The organism is Butyricimonas hominis (assembly GCF_014287455.1).
In the GTDB taxonomy this organism is placed as follows: domain Bacteria; phylum Bacteroidota; class Bacteroidia; order Bacteroidales; family Marinifilaceae; genus Butyricimonas; species Butyricimonas muris.
In genome coordinates this window covers 122,402-144,545 of record NZ_JACOOH010000007.1, presented here as the reverse complement: position 1 = coordinate 144,545, position 22,144 = coordinate 122,402, and the positions used below count along the sequence as shown (strand labels likewise).

Below are 22,144 nucleotides of genomic sequence, written 5' to 3'. Positions count from 1 at the left end.
TACGCGAATATACGTAGAGAAAATATAAAAGTTTAGGGATAACGGGAAAAGATTTACCGGATACCAATGCTATTGAAACATTGGTATCCGGTTAAGCGATTCTTTGTTTTGCTCTTTCACACCCCGGGTAGATGGTTATCACATTTTAAGCAATTCTTCGATATGCGTGCGGTCGTTCCATAATTGGGGTATTTTATTTTGTCCGCCGAGTTTGCCTTTTTCTTTTAGCCAGTCGATGAAAAGGTTCGGACGGGCGACGTGAAGAATAAGGCGTTGGAGTGACAGGAGGCGCTTGGCCTCGTAGTCGGAGTTCGCGTGTTGAAGTTCTTTGTCAAGCATGTCGGCGAAAGTTTCCGGGTCGGAGGGAGGGGTTCCGAATTCGATGATCCACTCGTGGGCACCTTTTTTGTTCTCGTTCATGAAGACCGGGGCCGCGGTGAAATGGAGTACGGTGGCTCCGGTTTGTTCGCAAGCTCGGTTTAAAGCCGCGATAGCGTTGTCGATGATTAATTCTTCCCCGAAAGCGTTGATAAACAGCTTTGTGCGTCCGGTGATCTTGAACTTGTAGGGACGAGTGGAGGTGAACTGAACGGTGTCGCCGATCATGTAGCGCCACAGTCCGCCGTTGGTGGAAATGACGATGGCGTAGTTGACTCCGGTTTCTACTTCTTCCAGCAGGAGCGCTTTCGGGCGGGATTTGCCCAGTTCGCTCATGGGTACGAACTCGTAATACACGCCGTAGTCGAGCATGAGTAGCATCGACGGGTCGGAGGGATCGTCTTGTAGTCCGAAAAAGCCCTCTGAGGCGTTGTATGTTTCGAGATATTTCATCTTCGGGTCGGGCAACAGGCGTTTGTACTGTTCCCGGTAGGGGGTGAAATTGATACCGCCGTGTATGAATAGTTCAAGGTTAGGCCATACCTCGTGGAGGTTGTCTTTGCCCGTGCGTTCGAGAATACGGTTGATGAGCGTGAGAAACCACGAGGGTACGCCCGCCAGACTGCGCACGTCTTCCTTGATGGTGGTTTCGCATATCTTTTCTATTTTCTCTTCCCAGTCGCCCATGAGCATGATGGATTGGTCGGGTGTCTTCATCATGTTTGCCCAGAAAGGCGTGTTCGAGATCAGGATGGCGGAGAGATCTCCGTAGCGGCAGTTGTTGTTTGTTTTGGAAATCTCACTGCTGCCGCCGAGAGCGAGAGTCTTCCCGTTGAATGCTTGAGCGTCGGGATAGAGGTTGTTGAAGATGGCTATCACGTCTTTGCCGCCCCGGAAGTGACATTCTTCCAGTGAAGTTTTACTCACGGGTATGAATTTGCTTTTGGCGGCGGTCGTCCCGGACGATTTGGCAAACCACGTGATGGGTTCCGGCCACAAGAGGTTTTGTTCCCCGTTCATCAGACGCTCGGAATAGGGAGCCAGTTCCTCGTAATGGATGATGGGTAACCGTTCCCGGTATTGTTCGGCAGTGAGGATGGAGGCAAAATCGTACTTCTGCCCGTATTCGGTGGTCGCGGCAGTGCGGAGTAATTCATCCAGCGTGTCACGTTGCACCTGCACGGGATTCGTTTTGAAGTACTCTATTTGCGTCAGTCGCTTGGACGAGAACATGGATATGATGGAGTTGATGATTGGCATATTGTAGATTTTAGATTTCTTGATTTATGATTTTGGATTAGATAATACCTTCCAGTTGATGAATGCTGTTTTTAATCGTAAATCGTAATTCATAAATCTTAAATATTAAAGTCTAGGGTTAGCTGGGGATCAAGCAGGGTGAAGCTGCGACGATGAAACGGGGTGATACCGTGTGTCGCGATGCCTTCCCGGTGTTTCTTGGTGGGGTAGCCCTTGTTACTTGCCCAGTCGTACACGGGGTAGCGTTCGTGCAATTGTTGCATGTACTCGTCCCGGTGAGTCTTCGCAAGTATCGAGGCGGCAGCGATTGCCATGTATTTGCCGTCACCTTTGATTATGCAATGATGTTCGATGCCCCCGTAAGGTTTGAAACGGTTGCCGTCCACGAGAATGTGCTGGGGGGTGACGCTCAATTGAGCCAATGCCCGGTGCATTCCCTCGATAGACGCGTTGAGGATGTTTATTTTGTCTATTTCCTCGTTGTCCACGGCGGCGACTGCCCACGCGAGAGCTTCCCGCTCGATGATTATTCTTAATTCGTTCCGTTTTTTTTCGGAGAGTTGTTTCGAGTCATTGAGCATTTCGTTGGAAAAGTTTTCCGGCAGAATGACTGCCGCGGCGAAGACGGGACCCGCCAGACAACCTCTTCCAGCCTCGTCACAACCGGCTTCTATTTTGTCCGAATAGTATTTTAATGTCAGCATACAGTAATCTAAAAGTTTAAGGCTACAAGTAGCGTTCGGGCAAATATACAAATAAAGTTCATAAGTCGGTTTATAAAGTTGAGCTTTCGGCTCCTAAAGTTTATAAAGTTCATAAAGTAACGGGCATCCTTCGGATAAGGTTTGCTGGCAGCTATGCTGCCGTGGACAAAGCGCCCGCTAGGGTCCATAAACCTTATGAACTTTATAGACTTTACAAACTTTTAACAAACAGGGCGAAAAGCGTTTTGACGCATTCGCCCTATTGCAAATGACAATTTGCAAACTTTTCCTATATTCGCGGGTAAATAAGGTTAAATCAGGAAAGATGTTCACGAAAGAGGAAGCGAAAGAGATTCGGGTGAAATTCTGGGAAGGCTTCAAGCGTTATTGCAAGCGGAAGCATATTTACCGGAAGTGGGTACTGACGGGGGTGAAAATCCCGTCGGTGCAACTGAAGTTTTATGTCGATCGGGAAAAGGCTTTGGTGTTGTTTCAGATTGACCACAGGAACGAGTTGCGTCGGTTCGAGGTGTACGAGTGTATATTGTCATATCAAACTCTGTTTCGGGCGGAATGCGGCGAAGAGTTGAAATGGGAAGAGGAGTACACCGGAATCGAGGGACAGAAGGTGAGTGCTATTTATTTCGAGTTGCCGGGGGTGAATCTTTACCGGACGGAAGATCACGAACGGATATACGCTTTCTTCGCGGAGAAGATGCCCTTGTTGGAAGATCTTTATTACGAGTACCGGGATTTGATTAACGAGAGGTTGAAGGATTCGAGATTTTAGATTTACGATTGAAGGATTTAAGAAATAATATGACAATGAAAATCAACAAGAGTGGGGCGGTGCTTTCCCGTATAGTACAGTTGGGCGAGACGCTGAAAGAGCTTTCCCGGAAGAACGGGAAGGAGTATTTACCGTTGAACAGGGGTGTGAATCAAGTGGTAAATATCGACTTGACGGAAGTCGTGAAAGGTATTGATTTCAATTCGCCGGAAATACAGGTGTACCCGCATGGTGCCGGACGACCGGAGTTGCGGGCAGCGATAAACGATGAGTTTTTCATGGGGAAGTCTTCCCCGGATAATATATTGATTACGGCGGGCGGAATGCATGCGCTCGATCTGGTGGCGCAGACGGTAAATATCGGACGGTTGTATCTGCCGACTTATTACTGGGGGTGTTATTTCAAGATGTTGAAGATTCGCGGTATCGAGAGTGTGGGGTATGATAATCAGTCCGATTTGACGGGAATGATTGACGAGTTACGGGGAAATGCCGTGTTGATCAGTGATCCGAGTAATCCGCTTGGCGATAAGCACGACGACGGGGAGCAATTGGCTATTATCAGCGCGTTGAACGATGCAGGGGTGGTTGTGTTTCACGATTGCCCGTACCGCCGTCTGTACATGGATGCTACCGATGATTATTATACGAGGTTGATAAACATGGAGAACGTGATTATCACGGAGAGTTTCAGCAAGTCCGTGGGGTTAAGCGGGCAGCGGTTGGGTTTCGTACATACTTGCAACAAGGAGTTACACGACGAATTGGAAGTGCGCGTGATGTATAACACGAACGGGATTAACGGTTTCGCTCAGGAACTGGTGTTGCGTTTGTTGACAACACCGGAGGGACGTGCCGCCGTGACGGCTTTCAAGGAGCGCACGACGCGTGATATTGCCTTGAATATCGATTATTTGCGGGAGCGGGGTTTTCTTGCCGAAGAATTTTATCATGGAACAAGCCCACGAGGTATTTTCGTTATCGTGAATCGTGGTGAACAGGAGTTAATGGATCATTACATCGGGGCGGTGGGACTTGATTTCTTCACGAAGACAAAACAGGAGTACGCGAAAGGCTTTGCCCGGATTTGCGTGTCCGTGCCGCACGAGAAGCTCGTGAAGTACTTTAATGAAATTCAGTGATGCCAGCCGCACGGGGTGGTAATTTGCGTGTACGCCCCGTGCGGCTGGAATCACTGAATCGTCAATCATAAATCACTAAATCAATTCAGTCTTCTTTCGTCAGCGTGAACTCCTTGTCGGCAAAGAGTTCCGCAAGTCCCGATATCTGTTTCAAACGTAGAAGTTCATCTTTATCCATACCGATGTTGCGGAGAATCCAGCTGTCGGACATGCCGGCTTTCGTGAGTTCTGTCACGATTTCGGTCATCAGTTCTATGCTGTGGGTGCCGCGGGCGCGATTGTGGCGGATGGTCGATGCCATACGGTTGGAAATATCCTTGTCGATAACCACGACGGGGAGCATACCGTGTTCGCGCTCGTAGATGCGTTGCGAGGTTTTCATGACCTTGTAGCGATGGTAGCCGTCCACCAGCTCGTAGATGTCTTTTTCCGGGATGTAATAGCATACAACGGGCATAGTATAGCCATCTTCCCAGATGGAGAGTTCCAACAGGCTCATTTCCGGCGGGGCAACTACGTTCGGGTTGTACGAGTTGGCGACGACTTTGTCGATGGGTACGGGTATTACCTTGTAAACGGGGCTGTTAAAGTTTTCCATAGCTGTCCATTAATGCTTTATATTTATTCATGACGCGTTTGCGACGGTCGTTCTCGGTTTTATTCATGGCGAATCCCATGTACTTGCAGGCGTGGTCGTTCTTCAAGATACAGATGCACATCCTTTTGAACGTGGGAAGTTCTTTGAACTCGGGGATATTCACGTCATCTTGATATTCCATGCGCACGGGTTTCTTGTCGGTCTTGTAGTTCGTGCTTTCGGCGACCGTGATGGGGATATCCATCCGACGTAATTTGGCGATGGTTTCTTCTGCAAGGCATCCTCCCTTCTTGCGCCAGAATTCCATGCTCGTGGAGAGTTTGTTCAAGTAATTCTGGCGGGTCTCTTCCGGCAGGGTACAGAGCAGGAATTTCATGTATTCAGCCCATGTCATGCCTTCGGGGAGGGTGATGGATTGCCATCCCATGGCGGTGGTGCCGCCGTATATGCCGGTGAAATTCACCCCGTTCACGCGGCTGACCATTTTGCCCCACGTGTCGGGATCGATTGCCCGGTAGAGTTTCAAGCTGGGTAATGCCTGCGAGATGAACGGGCTTGCCACGCGCTGGCGTTCGAGCGGAACCCCGGCTTGGTAGTATAAGTCGTAAAGGTGGTTGTAGTCCCAGCCGTGCTTGCCGTTCGCCGTCCATATATCCGTGGTTTGCCAGTCGAATATGGGGTAAGCATTGTAAATGCCTTTACTGATCCGGTGAGTCCATTTCAAGTGCTTGTAACTGTGGTAATTTCTAGCTCCATGTATTGCCTGCCAACGGTGGTAGCTTTCCTGCGTGCGGATACCGATCAGACAACAAACGCGCTCGACTCCTTTTTGTCGATATATCCATTCCGCGAATTTGTTCTGGTAGTCATAATCCCACATGTCTTCCGTGTAGAAATCAAAGTCTTCTTTCCGGTAACAGTTTTGTGGCATTTCCCTCACCCAAAGGTGTCGTAAATCATCTTCCCACGGGCGCCAGAAACGCTGGTGCATGGAGGTACAGGTGGATACCTTGAAGGGAATGCATACCCGGTAAACTTCCAGTAAATCGGGATTGTCAGCCAAAGCCCGGTCCACGTAACGAATGGTTTCTTGGTATTGTACCTCGTAGTCCATGTGAAACACCCCGAGTTTTCGCTTCAACCTGTGTTGACGGATATAATCGATACACAGGTTTAATAGAACTCCGCTATCCTTCCCACCGGAGAAGGAAACGTAGACATAATCGAAGTCGGAGAATATCCGCTCCAATCGTGCCTGTACCGCGTCATATACACTTCTGGCTTTTCTCATTTCGGTTCGTGTATCATCTTTACATACAGTTTCCATTCTTTCTTGACTGTAAATCCACACGCGCGGAACGTATCCGCGTGGGGAGTGTGGGAAATCACGTACAAGGGTTTTTCCCCGGAAAATTCGTCGATCGCTTTCCGGGCAAACATGGATAACAACGTGGTATTTTCACCGGACACGTAATAGTTGTCGATGCATACGCACGAGTCTTTCACTTCGACGGGCATAAAGCCGCGTACTTTTTCCTCTTCCAATGCCACGAACCACACGTGGTGGTCGGAGGTTTTGAAAGGATAATTGTTGTTCTGGCGGAGCACGGGAGGGCTCATCACCAGTGGAGCCACGAGTTGATACAACCGGGTTGACGTTCCATGTAATTTTTCTATATTCATTGCCGAACTCTTTCTGGCAAATTTAATAAAGATTGGCAATGATTCAAAATGATGGTAAAAAAACCTTTCAATGAAATATTTACCGGGTATTTGACGAGTGCCGGAGAGGTCTGGGTGTGTGCGGTATTCTTTTTTGAAAGTGAATTTGACTTCTTCTATGCTGTGCGGCTATGTATTCATTTGTTTTAAAGGTAAAATAATAGTGTCCGTTTTCAGCGTAAATTTGTTCATTTTGATAAGGTGTGAAATATCTCGTATCTTTATATACATGCTCCATAATATTCGTGAAAATAAAATTCACCGACCGTGAATGATGCCTGTGGTTTTCCAAGTTGCGTGATAAAAAATAAACCGGGAAGTTATTGTGTTGTGCAATAAACTTCCCGATCGGTGTATAGTTCAAATTAAAGTATCCTTAAAAATGGTGGAAGACCCTAGCAATCTTCCACCGCACTCTCTGTCTTTGCTTTACACCAACTCAGCATCACGCCGATTTTTGAAAATTCTAGTTTGTCTGAAAGTGGATATTCATTTCACTTCATGCTTTTAACAGTTTGAGTCAAAACTATGACATATCCCAAAAGTAACGGGAATAAGCGGCAATTTCCGTGTAAAGTCAATGTAACAAAGAACGCTCTTTTGACGAAATAGCGTCAATATTGGATAACAAAGAAATAAATAATTTTTGTTATTCGCAACAATAAGCATATAAAATTGTCAATATTCGGCATTTTTTTTAGCGAGGGGTATTATTTATCTTAACGTGTAATTGTGGTGGTTGATAGTTTAATATTTGATATATCGGTATTTAGGTGAAATTGGAAGTGTCCGTTTATTGGTTGTGTTACACGAGTATATTTGATAATATTAAGAATTTTCGTTGAATAGTTTGGTGTAATATTGGACTATTATATTTGTTTTTAATATTGCCGGCTTTATTGATACCGTAATTCTTGATAGCCGGTATTGTAATTTTACATTCCATGTGCTGGAATCTGTATTTTAAATTTTAAGATAAGATTCGTCTTTAGAGAGGGAAAGTTCGTGATCGGGTGGAATTTATTATAACTAAATTATTTGCCCTACGTTTATATGAGGTATTCTAACTAAACTAAATACGATATATGGCAGATGCAGTAGGAGTCTCCAAGAAAGGAGAGAAGAAGAAAATTATATTCTTGATTATTTTTATTATCGTGGCCATTGTTGCTGTTGTTCTATGGTGGCTGAATTACAGGAAGTATATTAGCACGGATGACGCGAATCTCGACACGTACCGGATCGGTGTTTCGTCACAGGTGATGGGGCAGGTGACCCGCTTGTACGTGATGGAGGGGGATTCCGTGCGGCAAGGAGATCTGCTGCTGACTCTTGACGATAGCATTGCTTTGACTCGCGTAAGTCAAGCAGAAGCGCAAAGAGAACAGCAATTGGCTCAACTTGCCTCACGGCGGGTGAGCCTCGTGACGGCTCGTAAAGAGTTGAATATTGCCCGGTTGACCGAACAGTTGAACCTCGAGAATTATCAACGGGCGAAGGCGCAGTACGAGCGTAACGTGATTCCGCTCGAGAAATATCAAGACGTGGAACAGGCATGGAAAGCTTCGAAATTGCAGACAGAGATAGCTCGTGACCGTTTCCCCGCGGTCGAGGCGGAATTGAAAGCCGCGGAGGCGGCGATACGTGCCGTGGAGGCGACGATTGCCTCGGCACGCGCGGAGTTGGGATACTATCGGGTGGTGGCTCCCGCTGACGGAATCGTCGGCAAGAGGTGGGTGTTGCCGGGGGATATGCTCGAGGCGGGACAGACGGCGTTTACCTTGAACCGGGGAACGGATATCTGGGTGGCGGTTTATCTTGAAGAGACGAAGTTTAAAGAGATATACTTGGGACAAAAAGCCCAATTCACGCTGGACGCTTACGACAAACTGACTTTCGAGGGGCGGGTGTATTATATCGGGGATAACACGGCGTCGGAGTTCGCTCTCGTGCCGCCGAATAACGCTTCCGGTAATTTCACGAAAGTGACGCAGCGTATTCCTCTGAAGATTTCTATTGACAAGGTGGAGGGGGACGACGGGCAGAAAGCCCGGGTCAAACTGGTATCGGGAATGTCGGCAACCGTTAAAATCGTGAAGGAATGAGCGAAACTGCTGTTGCCGGGGGAGGAAGTTATAAATGGCTCGTGTTGCTTAACGTGATGCTTACCACCTTTATGGCGGTACTCGATTCGACGGTGGTCAACACGGGACTGCCCGTGATTATGGGTACGCTCGGGGCTTCGATGAATAGTGCCGAGTGGATTCTCACGGGGTATATGCTCTCCATGGCAACGATACTTCCGGCGGCGGGGTGGTTGTCTGACCGTTTCGGGTACAAGCGCATCTTTGTTTTCTCGTTGGTGGTCTTTACCGTCGGTTCGTTCATGTGCGGGAATTCCACGGCTATCGGGGAACTCGTGTTCTGGCGTATTATCCAAGGCGTGGGAGGCGGGTTGCTGATGCCCGTGGGGATGGCGGTCGTGACGACCGTTTTTCCCGTTGAGCAACGGGGGATGGCACTCGGTTTTTGGGCGATAGCTTCGGCGGCGTCCGTTTCGTTCGGGCCGCTTATCGGGGGATATCTTGTGGATAACCTGAACTGGAATTATATCTTTTTCGTGAATATACCTATCGGGATATTCAGTATTATATACACGCTGATCGTGCAACGGGAGTACAAGACGGGAGTGAGCAAAAAATTTGATATTCCCGGGTTTATCACTTCGGCGATCTTTCTGCCGGTATTCCTGTACGGGTTGTCGGAGGTGACGTCGAGCACGAACACGAAAGGGTGGTCCAGTCCCCTCGTGTTGGGGTGTATGTGGGTGGCGGTCGTGAGTTTCGTGTTGTTTCTTTACACGGAACTGACCGTGAAGAATCCCATGATTAACTTGAAGATATTCAAGGATCATAATTTCTCGTTGGCGAACTTGATCGTGTTTATTTTCGGTATCGGGATGTTTGGGAGTACTTTCTTGATACCCTTGTACATGCAGGATTCACTGGGGTATTCGGCTTACCAGACCGGGTTATTCTTTTTGCCCGTGGGATTCCTGCAGGCGGTGGCGTCGCCCATGGCGGGAAATATGACGCGGTGGGTGAATCCCAAGATTGTGATTATGACCGGGCTGATACTCCTGTGTAGCAGTTTCTACATGAACTACTCGTTTTCCTTTCTCACGGACAAATGGTATATTATGGTGAGTCTTTATTTGCGGGGTGTTGGGTTGGGTATCCTCTATCCCCCTTTGCTGAACGTGTCATTCCGGCAAATCGGTAACCGGCAGATGGCACAGGCATCGAGTGTCACGAATATCGTGCGGCAAATCGGGGGAAGTTTCGGCGTGGCGATGTTCAGTCACTTGTTGACTCAACGACAGACTTATCACACGGAACGCTATCACGAGGCGATAGCTTACACGGGGCAGACCTATTCGAATACGGTTGACGGGTTAGCCCGTTTCTTTGCCTCTAACGGGGGATTGGGACATTCCGAGTCGGTCAGTTATGCGAAAGAATATATTCTCGAACACGTGGATATGGAGGCGTATATCAGCGGGATCAACGATGTATTCTACGTGGCATTCGTGATCACGATACTTGCGATTATTCCCATGTTCTTTTTGAAAACAAAATGAATGATTATATGAGACGTATATTATCTGTTATTGTAATGTTGTCGGCTGTTTTTCAGGCAGGTGCTAAAAACGGTTACCAGCCCCATCTTGACCGCTTGAAGATGAATTATACCGCAGGTGTTACTTTGCGCATTCCCATTTACGATGGCGGTAACCGCCGGAGTGAAAAAATCATCGGTCAGTCCCGCACGGCTCAAGCCGATGCGGCTATCCGTTTGTTGGAAAAACAAGTGGAAAACGAGATAGTCGCCTGTTATAACGACCTTCATTCCTGCAGAACGAAAATAGAATTGCTTGCACTCCAAGTAAAGGTGGCGGAGGAAGCCTATCGCCAAGCGGAAGTGAACTATCGGGAAGGTGCGATCACGAATCTCGAATTGCTAACCAGTTCTACCAATGTCACGAATACCAAACTGCAATTGGAACAGGAAAAAATCAATTACACGCTCATGTACTATCAGTTGATGGTGGCTATCGGGAGGACGATAATCTATCCATAATCCAGAATAATACCGTCTGGTATGCCTTGTCCTGTTCGGACATGAGCGCGTTTATTTTTAAGTCTGTATTTTTTTGCAGTTCGTTGTACGGGACTAAGTCAAAGAAATTTCTGCTAATATCTTCACTCATTTTTTGTATTAGCAGTGGAAGGATGATGTCACCCATTTTTATCAAGGTTTTATATTCTTCAACTTCTTTGGAAGCATCAGAGCGGCTGCTTAATTTTACTCTGTGATTTGTATCGCAAGCATGTTTCCAGTCTTTATATCGTTTTTCAAAACGTTGACGAGTGGAGTCCGGGATTTCAGAAACCGCTTTCTCTATAACTTTTTTGTCCTTGGCGGTAAATGTCCATTTGTTTTCACCAAAAGTTAATAGAGAAAGTAAAACCAGAATAGATGTAATAGCTGTTTTCATAGTTGTATGTTTTTCTTATACGTTAAAGCAGTTGAACGAGTAAACCGTTTTATGACGATACACCTCGCCCGGCTTGAGTAATGTCGCGGGGAACGAGGGATGATGAGGACTGTCGGGGAACATTTGTGTTTCTAGGGCAATGCCCGAATAAGCCCCGTAATGTTTACCGTTTTTACCGTTTGGCACGTTGATGTGTTTGCCGGTATATACTTGCAGTCCGGGGTAGTCGGATAGAATGGTGAGCGAGATCCCGTTCTTCGGGTGGGACAATTCAGCCATGAGTTGCGGTACACCGAGGTCCCCGTACACGTAGCAATCGTCCAACCCGTCTTCCTGTAAGGCAAGGAAAAGCGGTTTGTTGAAATTGAAAGCGTACTTGTTTTCTGCAGGGAGGATATTGCCCGTGGGAATCAAATCGGGAGTTGTTTCGAGATAGCGTTGGGAATACAGGTGCAACTCGTGATTTCCTATATTCTCGTCATCCGGTTTGAGGTTGAAGTAAGGATGTTGCGTGAGGTTCACGTGGGTGGCTTTGTCGCAGGTTGCCTCGTGAATGACCCGAAACACGTTTTGTTCTATCGAGTACCGTACGGTGACATCCAATGTCCCGGGAAAACCGCCCTCTCCGTCTTGATCGGTAAGGCGAAGGATCAAGTGTTCGTCATCCGGTTGCTCGACATCCCAAATTCGCTTGTCAAATCCTGCCGAACCGCTATGCAGGCAATTCCCGTTGTCGTTTTTATCTAAAGAGAATGTTTGCCCGTTTATTTCAAAAGCGGCATCTTTTATCCGGTTACCGTAGCGTCCGATAAGTGCGCCGAAATACGGGTAATTATTCAGGTATGCGGGCTCGGCGTATTGTTCGACAGTATCGAACCCGAGTACGACGTCCGTCTGCTTCCATTTGCAATCACGGACAAATAGATTTTTGATGATTCCGCCGAGGTTACAGACATGAATCTCAAGGCACTCGTTTTTCAAGATATATTCTTTCAGTTTCATGGTTCGTGATTTTTATCGAGTCATAAAAGTAAGCAATAGACGACGATTTTCATTCATGTACTGTCAAAATTTTAAAGAAAATACTTTAACTTTGTAAACAATGGTCGTGCAAAAGCTGTCAAAGCTCTTGTTACGTGTCGTTTTAAACTCTAAATTTTAAATTCTACACCATGGATACAAGCGTGTTGGAACAGGGATTTCAAGAGATATACGGGGGAAAGGCGGAACATCTTTATTTTGCCCCCGGACGGGTGAATCTGATCGGAGAACATATTGATTATAACGGGGGACGGGTGTTCCCTTGTGCCTTGAGTTTCGGGACTTATTTATCGGTTGCCCGTCGGGGTGATCGTAAAAGCGGTTTTGCCAGTATGAATCTGCCGTATCAGGGCGTGCTGGATGAAAGTGCTTTCACGGGTAAACCGAACGAGTGGGTGAAATATCCCTTGGGCGTCATGAAAGAATTTGCGAACCGGGGATTCAACCCGTGGGGTTTCGATATATTGTATTTCGGGGATATTCCCGGTGGTGCGGGGCTCTCTTCTTCCGCCTCGATGGAGGTGGTGACGGCGTATATGCTGAATGATCTGCTGGGAGCGAATTTAGACACGGTCGAGCTGGTAAAAATGTCCCAGCACGCGGAAAACGATTTCGTGGGGATGAATTGCGGGATTATGGACCAGTTTGCCGTGGGAATGGGAAAGAAGGAACATGCCATCGCACTGGATTGTGCCACGTTGGATTACGATTTGATACCCTTGAATATTAACGGCTACAAATTGGTGATCACCAACTCGAACAAGAATCACGATTTGGTGACTTCCAAATATAACGAACGGAGAAGCGAGTGCGAACAAGCGTTGGCGGCTATCAACCGGGAAGTGAAAACCGCTCACCTTTGCGATCTCAGTCCCGTGACATTCAAGAAACTGGCGTATCTTATGCCGAACGATACGGTGTATAGAAGGGCTCGTCACGCCGTGACGGAAAACGAACGGGTAAACGAGGCGATCGAGGTGCTCCAAAAAGGTGATCTGACTGGCTTCGGGCAATTGATGAACGACTCGCATCGTTCGTTGAAAGAGGATTACGAGGTCACCGGCAGGGAGATGGATACTCTGGCGGAAGAGGGGCAGAAACTGCCCGGTGTGTTGGGTTCCCGTATCACGGGCGGCGGTTTCGGCGGTTGCACGGTGAGCCTTGTGCAAGAGGATAACGTGCAGGATTTTATCGAGAGGCTTGCCGGGATTTACCATGACAAGATCGGTTTGAATGCCGAGTTCTACGTGGCGGATATCGGCGACGGGGTGCGGAAAGTTTACTAAAGTACAAACCTAAATAATTGGAAAGATGTTGAACACGAATTTTGAATTCTGGGATTATCTCATTTTCGGGCTATATGCCGTTATGATTATTGCCGTGGGTTTGTGGGTTTCGAGGGGAAAGAAAGGCGTACAAAAGACAACGGAGGATTATTTCCTCGCTAGTAAATCATTGCCATGGTGGGCTATCGGGGCTTCTCTGATAGCGGCTAATATCTCTGCCGAGCAGTTTATCGGGATGTCCGGTTCGGGCTTTGCCGTGGGGTTGGCTATTGCTTCCTACGAGTTTATGGCCGCCTTGACGTTGATTATCGTGGGTAAGTTTTTCCTGCCTGTTTTTATCAAGCAAGGGTTATACACCATCCCGGAGTTCGTGGAGAAGCGTTTTTCCAAGAATTTGAAAACGATACTTGCCGTTTTTTGGATTGCTTTGTTTGTTTTCGTCAACTTGACATCCGTGCTTTTTCTCGGGGCAAAAGCGATAGACACGATTATCGGTACGGGCAACGGGGACTTGTTTATCCCTTCCATCGTGTGCCTTGCTTTCGTGGCGGCCGCTTATTCCATATACGGGGGACTGTCGGCAGTGGCTTGGACGGATGTGATTCAAGTCGCTTTATTGATTATCGGCGGTGTGATTACAACTTTGATTGCCTTGGATAACGTGTTGCCCGGCGGTGGAGTGGTGGAAGGCTTCAAGCACGTGGTGGATACGGCAGAGGACAAGTTTCACATGATTATTTCCAAGGATAACCCGGAATTTAAGAACTTGCCCGGAATCGCCGTTCTGGTAGGAGGTCTGTGGGTAGCGAATTTGTATTACTGGGGGTTCAATCAATATATCATCCAGCGTACACTGGCGGCGAAGTCATTAAAGGAAGCCCAGAGGGGAATTGCTTTCGCGGCATTCTTGAAATTGATCGTTCCGTTGATAGTGGTTGTTCCGGGCATCGTGGCTTTCGTGATGTACACGGAGACAAAAGATCCCTCGGTAACGGCGATGTTCGAGATGACGGGTGGTAATGACAAGGCTTACCCGTGGCTGATCGGAACTTTCGTTCCCACGGGATTAAAAGGATTGGTTCTTGCGGCTTTGGCGGCGGCGATCGTGTCTTCGTTGGCTTCCATGTTAAATTCCACGTCTACCATTTTCACGATGGATATTTATAAACCTTACATAAATCGCGGTGCTTCCCACAAGAAGTTGGTAAACGTGGGACGGTTAACTGCTGCTGCGGCTTTGATTATAGCCGGTTTTATCGCTCCTTTGATGGCGAATTTCGATCAGATGTTTGTGTATATTCAAGAGTACACGGGATTGGTGAGCCCCGGTATTTTGGCAGTGTTCCTGATGGGATTGTTCTGGAAGAAAACGACCAACCGGGGAGCCATTATCGGGGTGCTGGTTTCTATCCCGGTAGCGTTGTTGCTGAAATTCTTGCCGATACAAATGCCATTCCTCGATCAGATGATGTACACCTTCCTGTTGACGATGGTAACAATCGGTATGGTTAGTCTGGCAACCTGTGAAACCGACGATGACCCGAAAGGCTTGGTGTTGACTTCCGAGTTATTCAAAACAGATAAAGTATTTAATATCTGTGCCTATATTATCTGTATTCTTTTGGCGGTGATATATACGTTGTGCTGGTAGGAGAGAATTAAAAAGCCCCGCCGGAGCGGGGCTTTGTTTTTATAGTTGGTTTACAACTTCAACGTTGTCCATTCCCATTTGAATAGCCTCGATGTTCATCGGGATCATCTTGTGGTGACGGGCGGGCAATGATTTTGCTAACCCTTTTTCCACGTTATCCAATTTCACGATCGGTTTTACTTTCAAGAAGCCACCGAGAACGATCATGTTGAATACTTTCGGGTTACCTTTTTCAGCCGCGATGGCTGTTCCCTCGATTTTGTAGATGTTGATATCTTTTCTCGTGGGATTGTGGGTAATACCGTTCGGGTCGTAGATCAAGACACCACCGGGTTTTACCATGCTCTCAAACTTATCCATTGATTGTTGGTTAAGAATGATGGCAGTATCATATTTGGTTAAGATCGGGGAGCTGATGCGCTCGTCACTCAGGATGACGGTTACGTTGGCAGTACCACCGCGCATTTCAGGACCGTAAGACGGCATCCATGCCACCTCTTGATCTTGCATAATTCCGGAGTAAGCGAGAATTTTTCCCATGGAAAGAACTCCTTGCCCACCGAATCCTGCTATAATGATTTCTTCTGTCATAATTAGTAAATTGAAAATTGAAAATTGAAAATTGAAAATGATTATTGACAATCTTCAAGTTTCTTGTTATTGTTTTAATTCGTCTAATTTGTAAACTGCGATTGAAAATTGAAAGTTGAAGGATATTCATTTTCAATTTTCAATTCTGCATTTTCAATTATCTTTGATGTCTCCTAACTGGTATTTCGGGAACATGTTGTCAACCATCCACTTGTTGGCGTCAACCGGGGTCATTTTCCAACCGGAGTTACAAGTACCGACGATTTCCACGAAAGAAGTACCTTTTTCTTTCCGGGTATTCTCGAATGCCTTGCGGATAGCGGCTTTTGCTTTGCGCACGTTAGCCGGGGTATGTACCGACTGACGGGTTACATAGCAAGTTCCGTCCAATTGAGCGAGTAATTCGGTCAATTTCATCGGGAATCCGTTCAACTTGGCGTCACGTCCGTAAGGAGTGGTAGCGGTAACCTGTCCCAGAAGGGTGGTCGGTGCCATTTGTCCCCCGGTCATACCGTAGATAGCGTTGTTGATAAAGATCACCACGATGTTTTCGCCACGGTTGCAAGCGTGCATGATTTCCCCGCATCCGATAGATGCCAAGTCACCGTCACCTTGGTACGTGAACACGTAACGATCCGGGTGAATGCGGCTGATTCCGGTAGCAACGGCAGGTGCGCGACCGTGAGCTGCTTCCGCCCAGTCAATGTCCAAATAATTGTAAGCGAGCACGGAACATCCTACCGGAGATACACCGATGGTCTTGTCCTGAATACCCATTTCTTCGATCACTTCCGCCAAGATTTTGTGAACCACGCCATGGGAACATCCCGGGCAGTAGTGCATCACGTTGTCGGTAAGCACGGGAGTTTTCTTGTAAACAATATTCTCCTCTTTTATTATATCTTTTAATTCTACTGACATAGCTTATGCTCCTATAATTTGTTTTTCAAGTGCTTCAACGATCTCTTCCGGTGTCGGGATCACACCCCCGAAACGTCCGTAGTGTTCTACCGGGATGTCATGGTTTGCCACGTTCAATCGAACGTCTTCAATCATTTGTCCGGCACTCATCTCTACAGTCAAGATACCTTTAACTTGTTTTGACAGGCGAGCCACTTCTTTCTTCGGGAAAGGATAAAGCGTGATCGGGCGAAGGATACCCACTTTGATTCCTTTTTCACGACACAGTTGTACGGCCTTTTGGCAAATACGGGAAGCTGATCCGTAAGCCACGAGCAGGTAGTCTGCATCCTCGCATTGGATCTCCTCGAAGCGAACGTCGTTCTCTTCCATTTCCTTGTATTTAGCCTGAAGTTTGTGGTTGAACTTTTCTTGTTTGTAAGAGTCAAGTTCAAGAGAAGTAACCGTGTTGTGGTAACGATGCGGTTTCTTTCCGGTCAATGCCCAACTGTCGGACATTTTTTCAATCTCTTCCTCTGTCCAGCGGGCTTTGGGTTCGCTCAATTGGACTTTTTCCATCATCTGTCCGATAACACCGTCGGCAAGGATCATGGCGGGATTGCGATATTTGAAAGCGAGGTCAAATCCAAGACCCACGAAATCATTCATTTCTTGCACGGAAGCGGGAGCAAGCACGATCAAGTGATAGTCACCATGACCACCACCTTTGGTTGCTTGGAAATAGTCACTCTGTGCCGGTTGGATGGTTCCCAATCCTGGGCCTCCGCGTACAACGTTCACGACCAGACACGGTAACTCGGCTCCTGCCAAGTACGTGAGTGCTTCTTGCATCAGCGACATACCGGGGCTGGATGAAGATGTCATAGCTTTTTTACCGCAAGCGGCGGCACCGTATACCATGTTGATGGAGGCCAATTCACTCTCGGCCTGCAACACGACCATTCCTGTTTCCTCCCACGGTTTGCGTAACATGAGAGTCTCCATGACTTCGGATTGCGGGGTAATAGGATAACCGTAGTATGCGTCACATCCGCAACGGATTGCGGCCTCGGCTATTACCTCATTCCCTTTCATTAATTTTACTTCTGCCATTTTTGGTAGTTTTTATTCTTATTCTACATTCATTTTGTAAACGGTAATTACCGAGTCAGGGCATACCAGCGCACAGCTGGCACATCCAATACATGCTTCCGGATTTACCATCTCGGAGTAGTTGTATCCTTTACCGTTTACCTCTTTTGCCAAAGCAAGAGTTTTGGTAGGACACGCGACCACGCAAAGGTTGCATCCTTTACATTTTTCTTTGTCAACGACGACAGCGCCTCTAAATTTTGCCATAATTGAATAATAGGTTATGATTTATAAATAAATTCTCTATTTCTCTTCTAGTTTGTAACGCATTTACGGGATAAAATTACAAACTTAAATTGAATCTTGAAATAGTTTATTGCCATTTTAACATTGTTTTGCTTTTATCCCGAAATTGTTTTCTTGCAAGGCTTGAATCAATTGAAAATTGAAAGTTGAAAATTCAATTCTCCATTTTCAATTATTTGTGGTCCGCGGCGAAACGTTTCAACCGGTCTTCTAGGTCGGGCATGCGTTCGAGTCCCGTTTGGGATACGCAAGCGCGCAAACCTTGTTTTTTGGAGCCGGTATCCCGCAACGGAATCGCGGATATGCCATAATACAGGATTGCTTTTGCCAACTCGCCACCGGAGAATCCCGGGTAAATCAGCGTGAAGTAGAATCCGTCGGCAATCGGTTCCTCCAGATCCCGATCGTACACGATCTCGAAACCGTATTTGGTAAAGAGTGTTTTCATGGCGTTAGCCCGCTCGGCGTATTCCCGTACCCCGTCGAGGATGTTGATACGCCCCTCGTTGGCAGCCTTCAGAATTGCAGCCATAGCGTACTGGCAGGAGTGGGTGGTTCCGGATGACAGGGTATAGATGATACGGTTTACAATCGTGTACCCGAGTGTACCCATTCCCCCGAAACGGTCGTGCAGGTTGTCGTACTTGCGGTTGTAAAGGGCGTCGGAAATACACATGATACCCAGACGTTGTCCCGCGTAGCTAAATAATTTCGAACCGGAGATCATCACGATATAGTTGTCCGTGTATTTGCCGACTGTGGCTTGGAACGGGGCCTTGCCCGGTACGGAAAGATCACGGCGGAAGTCCATGGCGAAGTAAGCGAGGTCTTCCAGCACGATCACGTCATACTTGGTGGCGAGTTCCCCGATAATTTTCAACTCTTCGTCCGTGAAGCAAATCCACGCCGGGTTGTTCGGGTTGCTGTACAGGATGGCGGAAATATTTCCCTTGGAGAGGTGTTCTTCCAGTTTCTCCCGGAGTTTTTCCCCGCGGTAGTTGTACACGTCGAATGACTCGAACGGTTTACCGATGACTTGCATCTGTGTTTTCTGCACGGGAAAGCCGGGATCGATGAAGAGCACGGTGTCTTTTCCCTTCTTGCATTCGGTCACTGCCATAAAGGCGGCGAAACAGGCTTGCATGGAACCCACCGTGGGAATGATGCCTTCCGGTTTGATGTCAATGTCCATGAAGTTTTTCACGAACTTGGAACCTTCTTCCTTGAATTCCTTGTGTCCTTCCAGCATGGGATAGAATTGGGCACATCCGGCACGTAAAGCCTCTATTTCGGCGTCAATACCGATCTTCGAGGGAGCCAATCCCGGTACACCCATTTCCATGCGGATGAATTTTTCCCCGCATTCGGCTTCAACCATGTTTACAACTTTCACGATGTCGCGTATCGTGGCATCTTCCATGTCACGGATCCCGCACGCTTCCAGCTTCCGGTCAACGATTTGTTTGTCAATTAGATTATTCTGCATGATTATATTTTATATGATTTATTCTCATTCTTTTAGCATGTACGCGAGTTTAATAAAAAATTGTCATTTAATATCCCGAAATCGTTTTAAATTTGAAGCCATCGGAGTAATTTAGTTTGATTCTGTAAAGGAGGGGTAGACGTGGCGCGTGTTTGCCCTATCTTCTCCGGCTCCTTTCTCTACCTTAAAAAGCTTTCATTAACAAACTAACTTCAAAGCATGAACGTTCGTTTACGTTCATGGTACGTTCATGCTTCGAAGATGAGGTAGAGTATGGGTAGACAAGGGGTAAACCCACGGTTATCCTATGGTAATTCTACCTCAACTTTCTTGCAGGCTACTTCCGGAGAGCTTTCAGCCCCCTTGGGGACGGATGGTGTAAGTGTGGTAAAACGAGGGGGTAAGCGGGAAAAGGCAGGATTACGGTGGGATAACCGTGGAAACGGGGTTGAATCGTTCTGTACAAAAATTGTTTCGGGTGCGGAAATAATCGGGGCAAGTTTTTGAATCTGTTATTGTTTTCGTAGTTTCGCGTAATTAAAACCGGAAGATTGAAATATTGATATGGGTTTTGGCTTCATTTTCAATTTTCAATTTTCAATTTTCAATTGTTATATGAATCTGGAATGGTATATTGCGCGTAGGTTGTTGAAAGGGGACGCGATGAAGTCCGTGTCGGTGCCGATCGTGAAGATCGCTATCGTGGGTATCGCGTTGGGATTGTGCGTGATGTTGTTGTCGTTGTTCATTATCACCGGGTTCAAGCAGGAGATCACGGAAAAGTTATCGGGTTTCACCGCGCATCTGAACGTGCAGCCTTTTATGCCCGGTTCAACGGGAGATGAGGGCGTTATTCGGGGGGCGGACTCGCTGATGACGGAATTGAAACGGGTTGAGGGGGTGAAGGACGTGTACGGGTATATCGAGAAGCCTGCTATATTCAAGAGCAAGGAGGAGATTCACGGGATTGTGCTGAAAGGGGTGGACGCGGGTTATGATGCGGCTTTTTTTCAACGGAATTTGAAGGAGGGGATGTTTCCGGATTTTTCAACGGAGACGACCTCGAATGACATATTGATTTCCCGCTCTGTCGCTTCCATGCTAGGCTTGGGGTTGGGCGACCGGGTGACGTCGCATTTCGTGCAGGAACCGCCTCGGGCACGGGTGTTCACGGTAGCGGGTATATACGACACCGGGTTCAAGGAGTATGACGACGTGATGGTCGTGGCGGATGTCCGGCATCTGGCTCGTTTGAACGGTTGGAAAGCGGGAGAGGTGTCAAAGATTGCCGTGGAGTTGGACGACGTGGAACAGGTGAATGAAATGGCGGAGAAGGTGGACGACTTGCTTGACGAGCTGGGATGGTATTGCGAGGTGCGGACGCTTGCCGACGAGGCACCGCAGATTTTTGACTGGCTGGCGTTGTTGAACATGAACGTGTGGGTGATTTTGCTCCTGATCGTGACGGTGGCGGGATTTAATATGGTATCCGGTCTGTTGATTTTAATATTGGATAAGACAACATTTATCGGTATCATGAAAGCGTTGGGATACAAAAATGTATCTTTGCGTAAGTTGTTCCTTTATATTTCAGCCGGGTTGATTGCCCGAGGGATGTTGTGGGGCAACGTGTTGGCATTTGTGCTGGCAGGTGTACAGGCGGCTTTTAACGTGCTACATCTTGATCCGGTGACTTATTACATGGATACAGTGCCTGTTAATTTCAGTATCGGGTACGTGATTTTGTTGAACGCGGGAGTGATAGCCGTGACGGTGCTGATGCTGGTGATTCCCACGATGCTGATTTCCAAGATCAGTCCGGTGAAGGCGATAAAATTTGAGTGAGATATTATATATGTATTATGGGAAAACGAATTGATTTTTCTGGGCTGAAAGAATCTTTGCTGTGCTGGCTGGACGAGCATCGTCACGGGGTGATGGGGACGGTGATATTTCATCTGTTGGTGGCGATTTGTCTGGTGAGTATGGGGATATCCCAGTTGGAGAATCACGTGGAGATGGAGATCGAGTTGGATATGCCGGAGCCGGAAATTATTCAGCAGAAACAGGAGGAGATCAAGAAGAAAGAGGAGGTGGCTCGCCAGAGCGCGGATGAAGAGGTGGAGAGAATGTTGCGTTCGATGGCGGTAAATGAAGATGCGGTGAAAAGTAATGAGGCGTCGGAATCGCACGAGCGGATAGAGGAATATATCAACGAGATACAGGAAGAATTGCGGGGGGATTACGGGGATCGTTACAAGGCGGAGAAAAATAAACATTTCAAGGAGGATAGTATTCGTTTTAGCCGGGACGAGAAGCAGAGGCTGTTGGATTCGTTGCAATCCACGGTGTACGTGGGGAAGAGTAGCGTGTCCTATAATATCAAGGGGCGTTACAAGACTTATTTGCCGATTCCGGTTTACAAGTGTGAATTCGGGGGGAAGGTGGTTGTTGCCGTGGTGGTGAACCGACAAGGGCGGGTGTTAAAAGCCGAGGTCGTGGATAAGGAATCAAATCAGTATAGTAATTTACGGGAAGTGGCGGTAGACGCTGCATTGCGGTCGGAGTTCAATGCAGATGCGAGTGCCCCGGAAAGGCTGGCGGGAACGATTACTTATAACTTCGTGAAACAGTGAAGG

22 protein-coding genes are annotated in these 22,144 nt (G+C 47.4%); 10 read left to right on the top strand and 12 right to left on the bottom strand.

From position 1 onward, the window contains the following. Window positions 1–138: 138 nt before the first annotated feature. Together H8S64_RS15835 and rnhB are read right to left on the bottom strand one after the other, a co-directional pair. Entirely contained in the window at window positions 139–1,638 is a 1,500-nt protein-coding gene (locus H8S64_RS15835; RefSeq protein WP_186977345.1) for a GH3 auxin-responsive promoter family protein, read from the bottom strand. Between the two features lie 98 nt (window positions 1,639–1,736). After that, on the bottom strand, window positions 1,737–2,342 hold the full coding sequence (rnhB, locus tag H8S64_RS15830; RefSeq protein ID WP_186977343.1) for a ribonuclease HII: 606 nt from the start codon (window positions 2,340–2,342) through the stop codon (window positions 1,737–1,739). A 325-nt stretch (window positions 2,343–2,667) separates the two neighbouring features. On the opposite strand from rnhB, the gene H8S64_RS15825 reads away from it, so the two are divergent. Beyond that, window positions 2,668–3,132 (top strand): DUF4268 domain-containing protein, encoded by a 465-nt coding sequence (locus tag H8S64_RS15825; RefSeq protein WP_186977341.1) that lies wholly within the window; start codon window positions 2,668–2,670, stop codon window positions 3,130–3,132. 35 nt (window positions 3,133–3,167) lie between these two features. Next, the gene (locus H8S64_RS15820) at window positions 3,168–4,274 is read left to right on the top strand and encodes a pyridoxal phosphate-dependent aminotransferase (protein ID WP_176554859.1); all 1,107 of its coding nucleotides are present in this window, start codon (window positions 3,168–3,170) and stop codon (window positions 4,272–4,274) included. An 85-nt stretch (window positions 4,275–4,359) separates the two neighbouring features. Here the strand turns inward: H8S64_RS15820 and H8S64_RS15815 are convergent, their stop codons facing one another. Genes H8S64_RS15815 through H8S64_RS15805 form a run of 3 tightly spaced genes read right to left on the bottom strand, consistent with a single transcriptional unit; the run spans window position 4,360 to window position 6,555 of the window. After that, window positions 4,360–4,872, bottom strand: a complete 513-nt coding sequence (locus H8S64_RS15815; protein WP_099289939.1) for an IbrB-like domain-containing protein — start codon at window positions 4,870–4,872, stop codon at window positions 4,360–4,362. Beyond that, window positions 4,859–6,163, bottom strand: a complete 1,305-nt coding sequence (locus H8S64_RS15810) for a DUF3440 domain-containing protein (protein ID WP_186977339.1) — start codon at window positions 6,161–6,163, stop codon at window positions 4,859–4,861. The genes H8S64_RS15815 and H8S64_RS15810 overlap by 14 nt, the downstream gene beginning before the upstream one ends. After that, on the bottom strand, window positions 6,160–6,555 hold the full coding sequence (locus H8S64_RS15805; protein ID WP_186977337.1) for a hypothetical protein: 396 nt from the start codon (window positions 6,553–6,555) through the stop codon (window positions 6,160–6,162). Before H8S64_RS15805 ends, H8S64_RS15810 begins: the two co-directional genes overlap by 4 nt. 1,124 nt (window positions 6,556–7,679) lie before the next feature. Here H8S64_RS15805 and H8S64_RS15800 point away from each other — a divergent pair. The 3 genes from H8S64_RS15800 to H8S64_RS15790 are packed head-to-tail and all read left to right on the top strand — an operon-like array spanning window position 7,680 to window position 10,734. Continuing rightward, window positions 7,680–8,699, top strand: coding sequence for an HlyD family secretion protein (locus H8S64_RS15800; protein ID WP_186977335.1), 1,020 nt, complete (start codon window positions 7,680–7,682; stop codon window positions 8,697–8,699). Next, a complete protein-coding gene (locus H8S64_RS15795) occupies window positions 8,696–10,234 on the top strand; it encodes a DHA2 family efflux MFS transporter permease subunit (protein WP_186977333.1) in 1,539 nt (512 codons plus the stop codon). Before H8S64_RS15800 ends, H8S64_RS15795 begins: the two co-directional genes overlap by 4 nt. A gap of 8 nt (window positions 10,235–10,242) precedes the next feature. Then, window positions 10,243–10,734, top strand: a complete 492-nt coding sequence (locus tag H8S64_RS15790; RefSeq protein WP_186977331.1) for a TolC family protein — start codon at window positions 10,243–10,245, stop codon at window positions 10,732–10,734. On the opposite strand, the gene H8S64_RS15785 is transcribed toward H8S64_RS15790, so the two are convergent. Then, window positions 10,706–11,152, bottom strand: a complete 447-nt coding sequence (locus H8S64_RS15785; RefSeq protein ID WP_186977329.1) for a hypothetical protein — start codon at window positions 11,150–11,152, stop codon at window positions 10,706–10,708. The genes H8S64_RS15790 and H8S64_RS15785 overlap by 29 nt on opposite strands. Before the next feature lie 15 nt (window positions 11,153–11,167). After that, window positions 11,168–12,154 (bottom strand): aldose epimerase family protein, encoded by a 987-nt coding sequence (locus H8S64_RS15780; protein WP_186977327.1) that lies wholly within the window; start codon window positions 12,152–12,154, stop codon window positions 11,168–11,170. Between the two features lie 170 nt (window positions 12,155–12,324). On the opposite strand from H8S64_RS15780, the gene H8S64_RS15775 reads away from it, so the two are divergent. Next, window positions 12,325–13,479: a galactokinase gene (locus H8S64_RS15775; protein WP_186977324.1), complete on the top strand. Its 1,155-nt coding sequence runs from the start codon at window positions 12,325–12,327 to the stop codon at window positions 13,477–13,479. 25 nt (window positions 13,480–13,504) lie between these two features. Further along, the gene (locus H8S64_RS15770) at window positions 13,505–15,130 is read left to right on the top strand and encodes a sodium/sugar symporter (protein WP_186977322.1); all 1,626 of its coding nucleotides are present in this window, start codon (window positions 13,505–13,507) and stop codon (window positions 15,128–15,130) included. 39 nt (window positions 15,131–15,169) lie between these two features. On the opposite strand, the gene H8S64_RS15765 is transcribed toward H8S64_RS15770, so the two are convergent. The 5 genes from H8S64_RS15765 to H8S64_RS15745 all read right to left on the bottom strand — a co-directional run bounded on the left by H8S64_RS15765 (window position 15,170) and on the right by H8S64_RS15745 (window position 19,505). Next, window positions 15,170–15,721, bottom strand: coding sequence for a 2-oxoacid:ferredoxin oxidoreductase subunit gamma family protein (locus H8S64_RS15765; RefSeq protein ID WP_099289946.1), 552 nt, complete (start codon window positions 15,719–15,721; stop codon window positions 15,170–15,172). Window positions 15,722–15,874: 153 nt separating this feature from the next. Continuing rightward, window positions 15,875–16,642 (bottom strand): thiamine pyrophosphate-dependent enzyme, encoded by a 768-nt coding sequence (locus H8S64_RS15760; protein WP_186977320.1) that lies wholly within the window; start codon window positions 16,640–16,642, stop codon window positions 15,875–15,877. Between the two features lie 3 nt (window positions 16,643–16,645). Further along, window positions 16,646–17,734, bottom strand: a complete 1,089-nt coding sequence (locus tag H8S64_RS15755; RefSeq protein WP_186977318.1) for a 3-methyl-2-oxobutanoate dehydrogenase subunit VorB — start codon at window positions 17,732–17,734, stop codon at window positions 16,646–16,648. Window positions 17,735–17,752: 18 nt separating this feature from the next. Next, window positions 17,753–17,980, bottom strand: coding sequence for a 4Fe-4S binding protein (locus H8S64_RS15750; protein WP_099289949.1), 228 nt, complete (start codon window positions 17,978–17,980; stop codon window positions 17,753–17,755). Window positions 17,981–18,191: 211 nt separating this feature from the next. Next, complete coding sequence (locus tag H8S64_RS15745) at window positions 18,192–19,505, bottom strand: pyridoxal phosphate-dependent aminotransferase (protein WP_099289950.1); 1,314 nt, start codon at window positions 19,503–19,505, stop codon at window positions 18,192–18,194. A gap of 273 nt (window positions 19,506–19,778) precedes the next feature. On the opposite strand from H8S64_RS15745, the gene H8S64_RS15740 reads away from it, so the two are divergent. The 3 genes from H8S64_RS15740 (at window position 19,779) to H8S64_RS15730 (ending at window position 22,141) form a co-directional block, all read left to right on the top strand. After that, window positions 19,779–20,012: a hypothetical protein gene (locus H8S64_RS15740; RefSeq protein ID WP_186977316.1), complete on the top strand. Its 234-nt coding sequence runs from the start codon at window positions 19,779–19,781 to the stop codon at window positions 20,010–20,012. Window positions 20,013–20,120: 108 nt separating this feature from the next. Beyond that, window positions 20,121–21,350 (top strand): ABC transporter permease, encoded by a 1,230-nt coding sequence (locus H8S64_RS15735; protein ID WP_186977314.1) that lies wholly within the window; start codon window positions 20,121–20,123, stop codon window positions 21,348–21,350. Between the two features lie 17 nt (window positions 21,351–21,367). Further along, on the top strand, window positions 21,368–22,141 hold the full coding sequence (locus H8S64_RS15730; RefSeq protein ID WP_186977313.1) for an energy transducer TonB: 774 nt from the start codon (window positions 21,368–21,370) through the stop codon (window positions 22,139–22,141). Window positions 22,142–22,144: the final 3 nt, after the last annotated feature.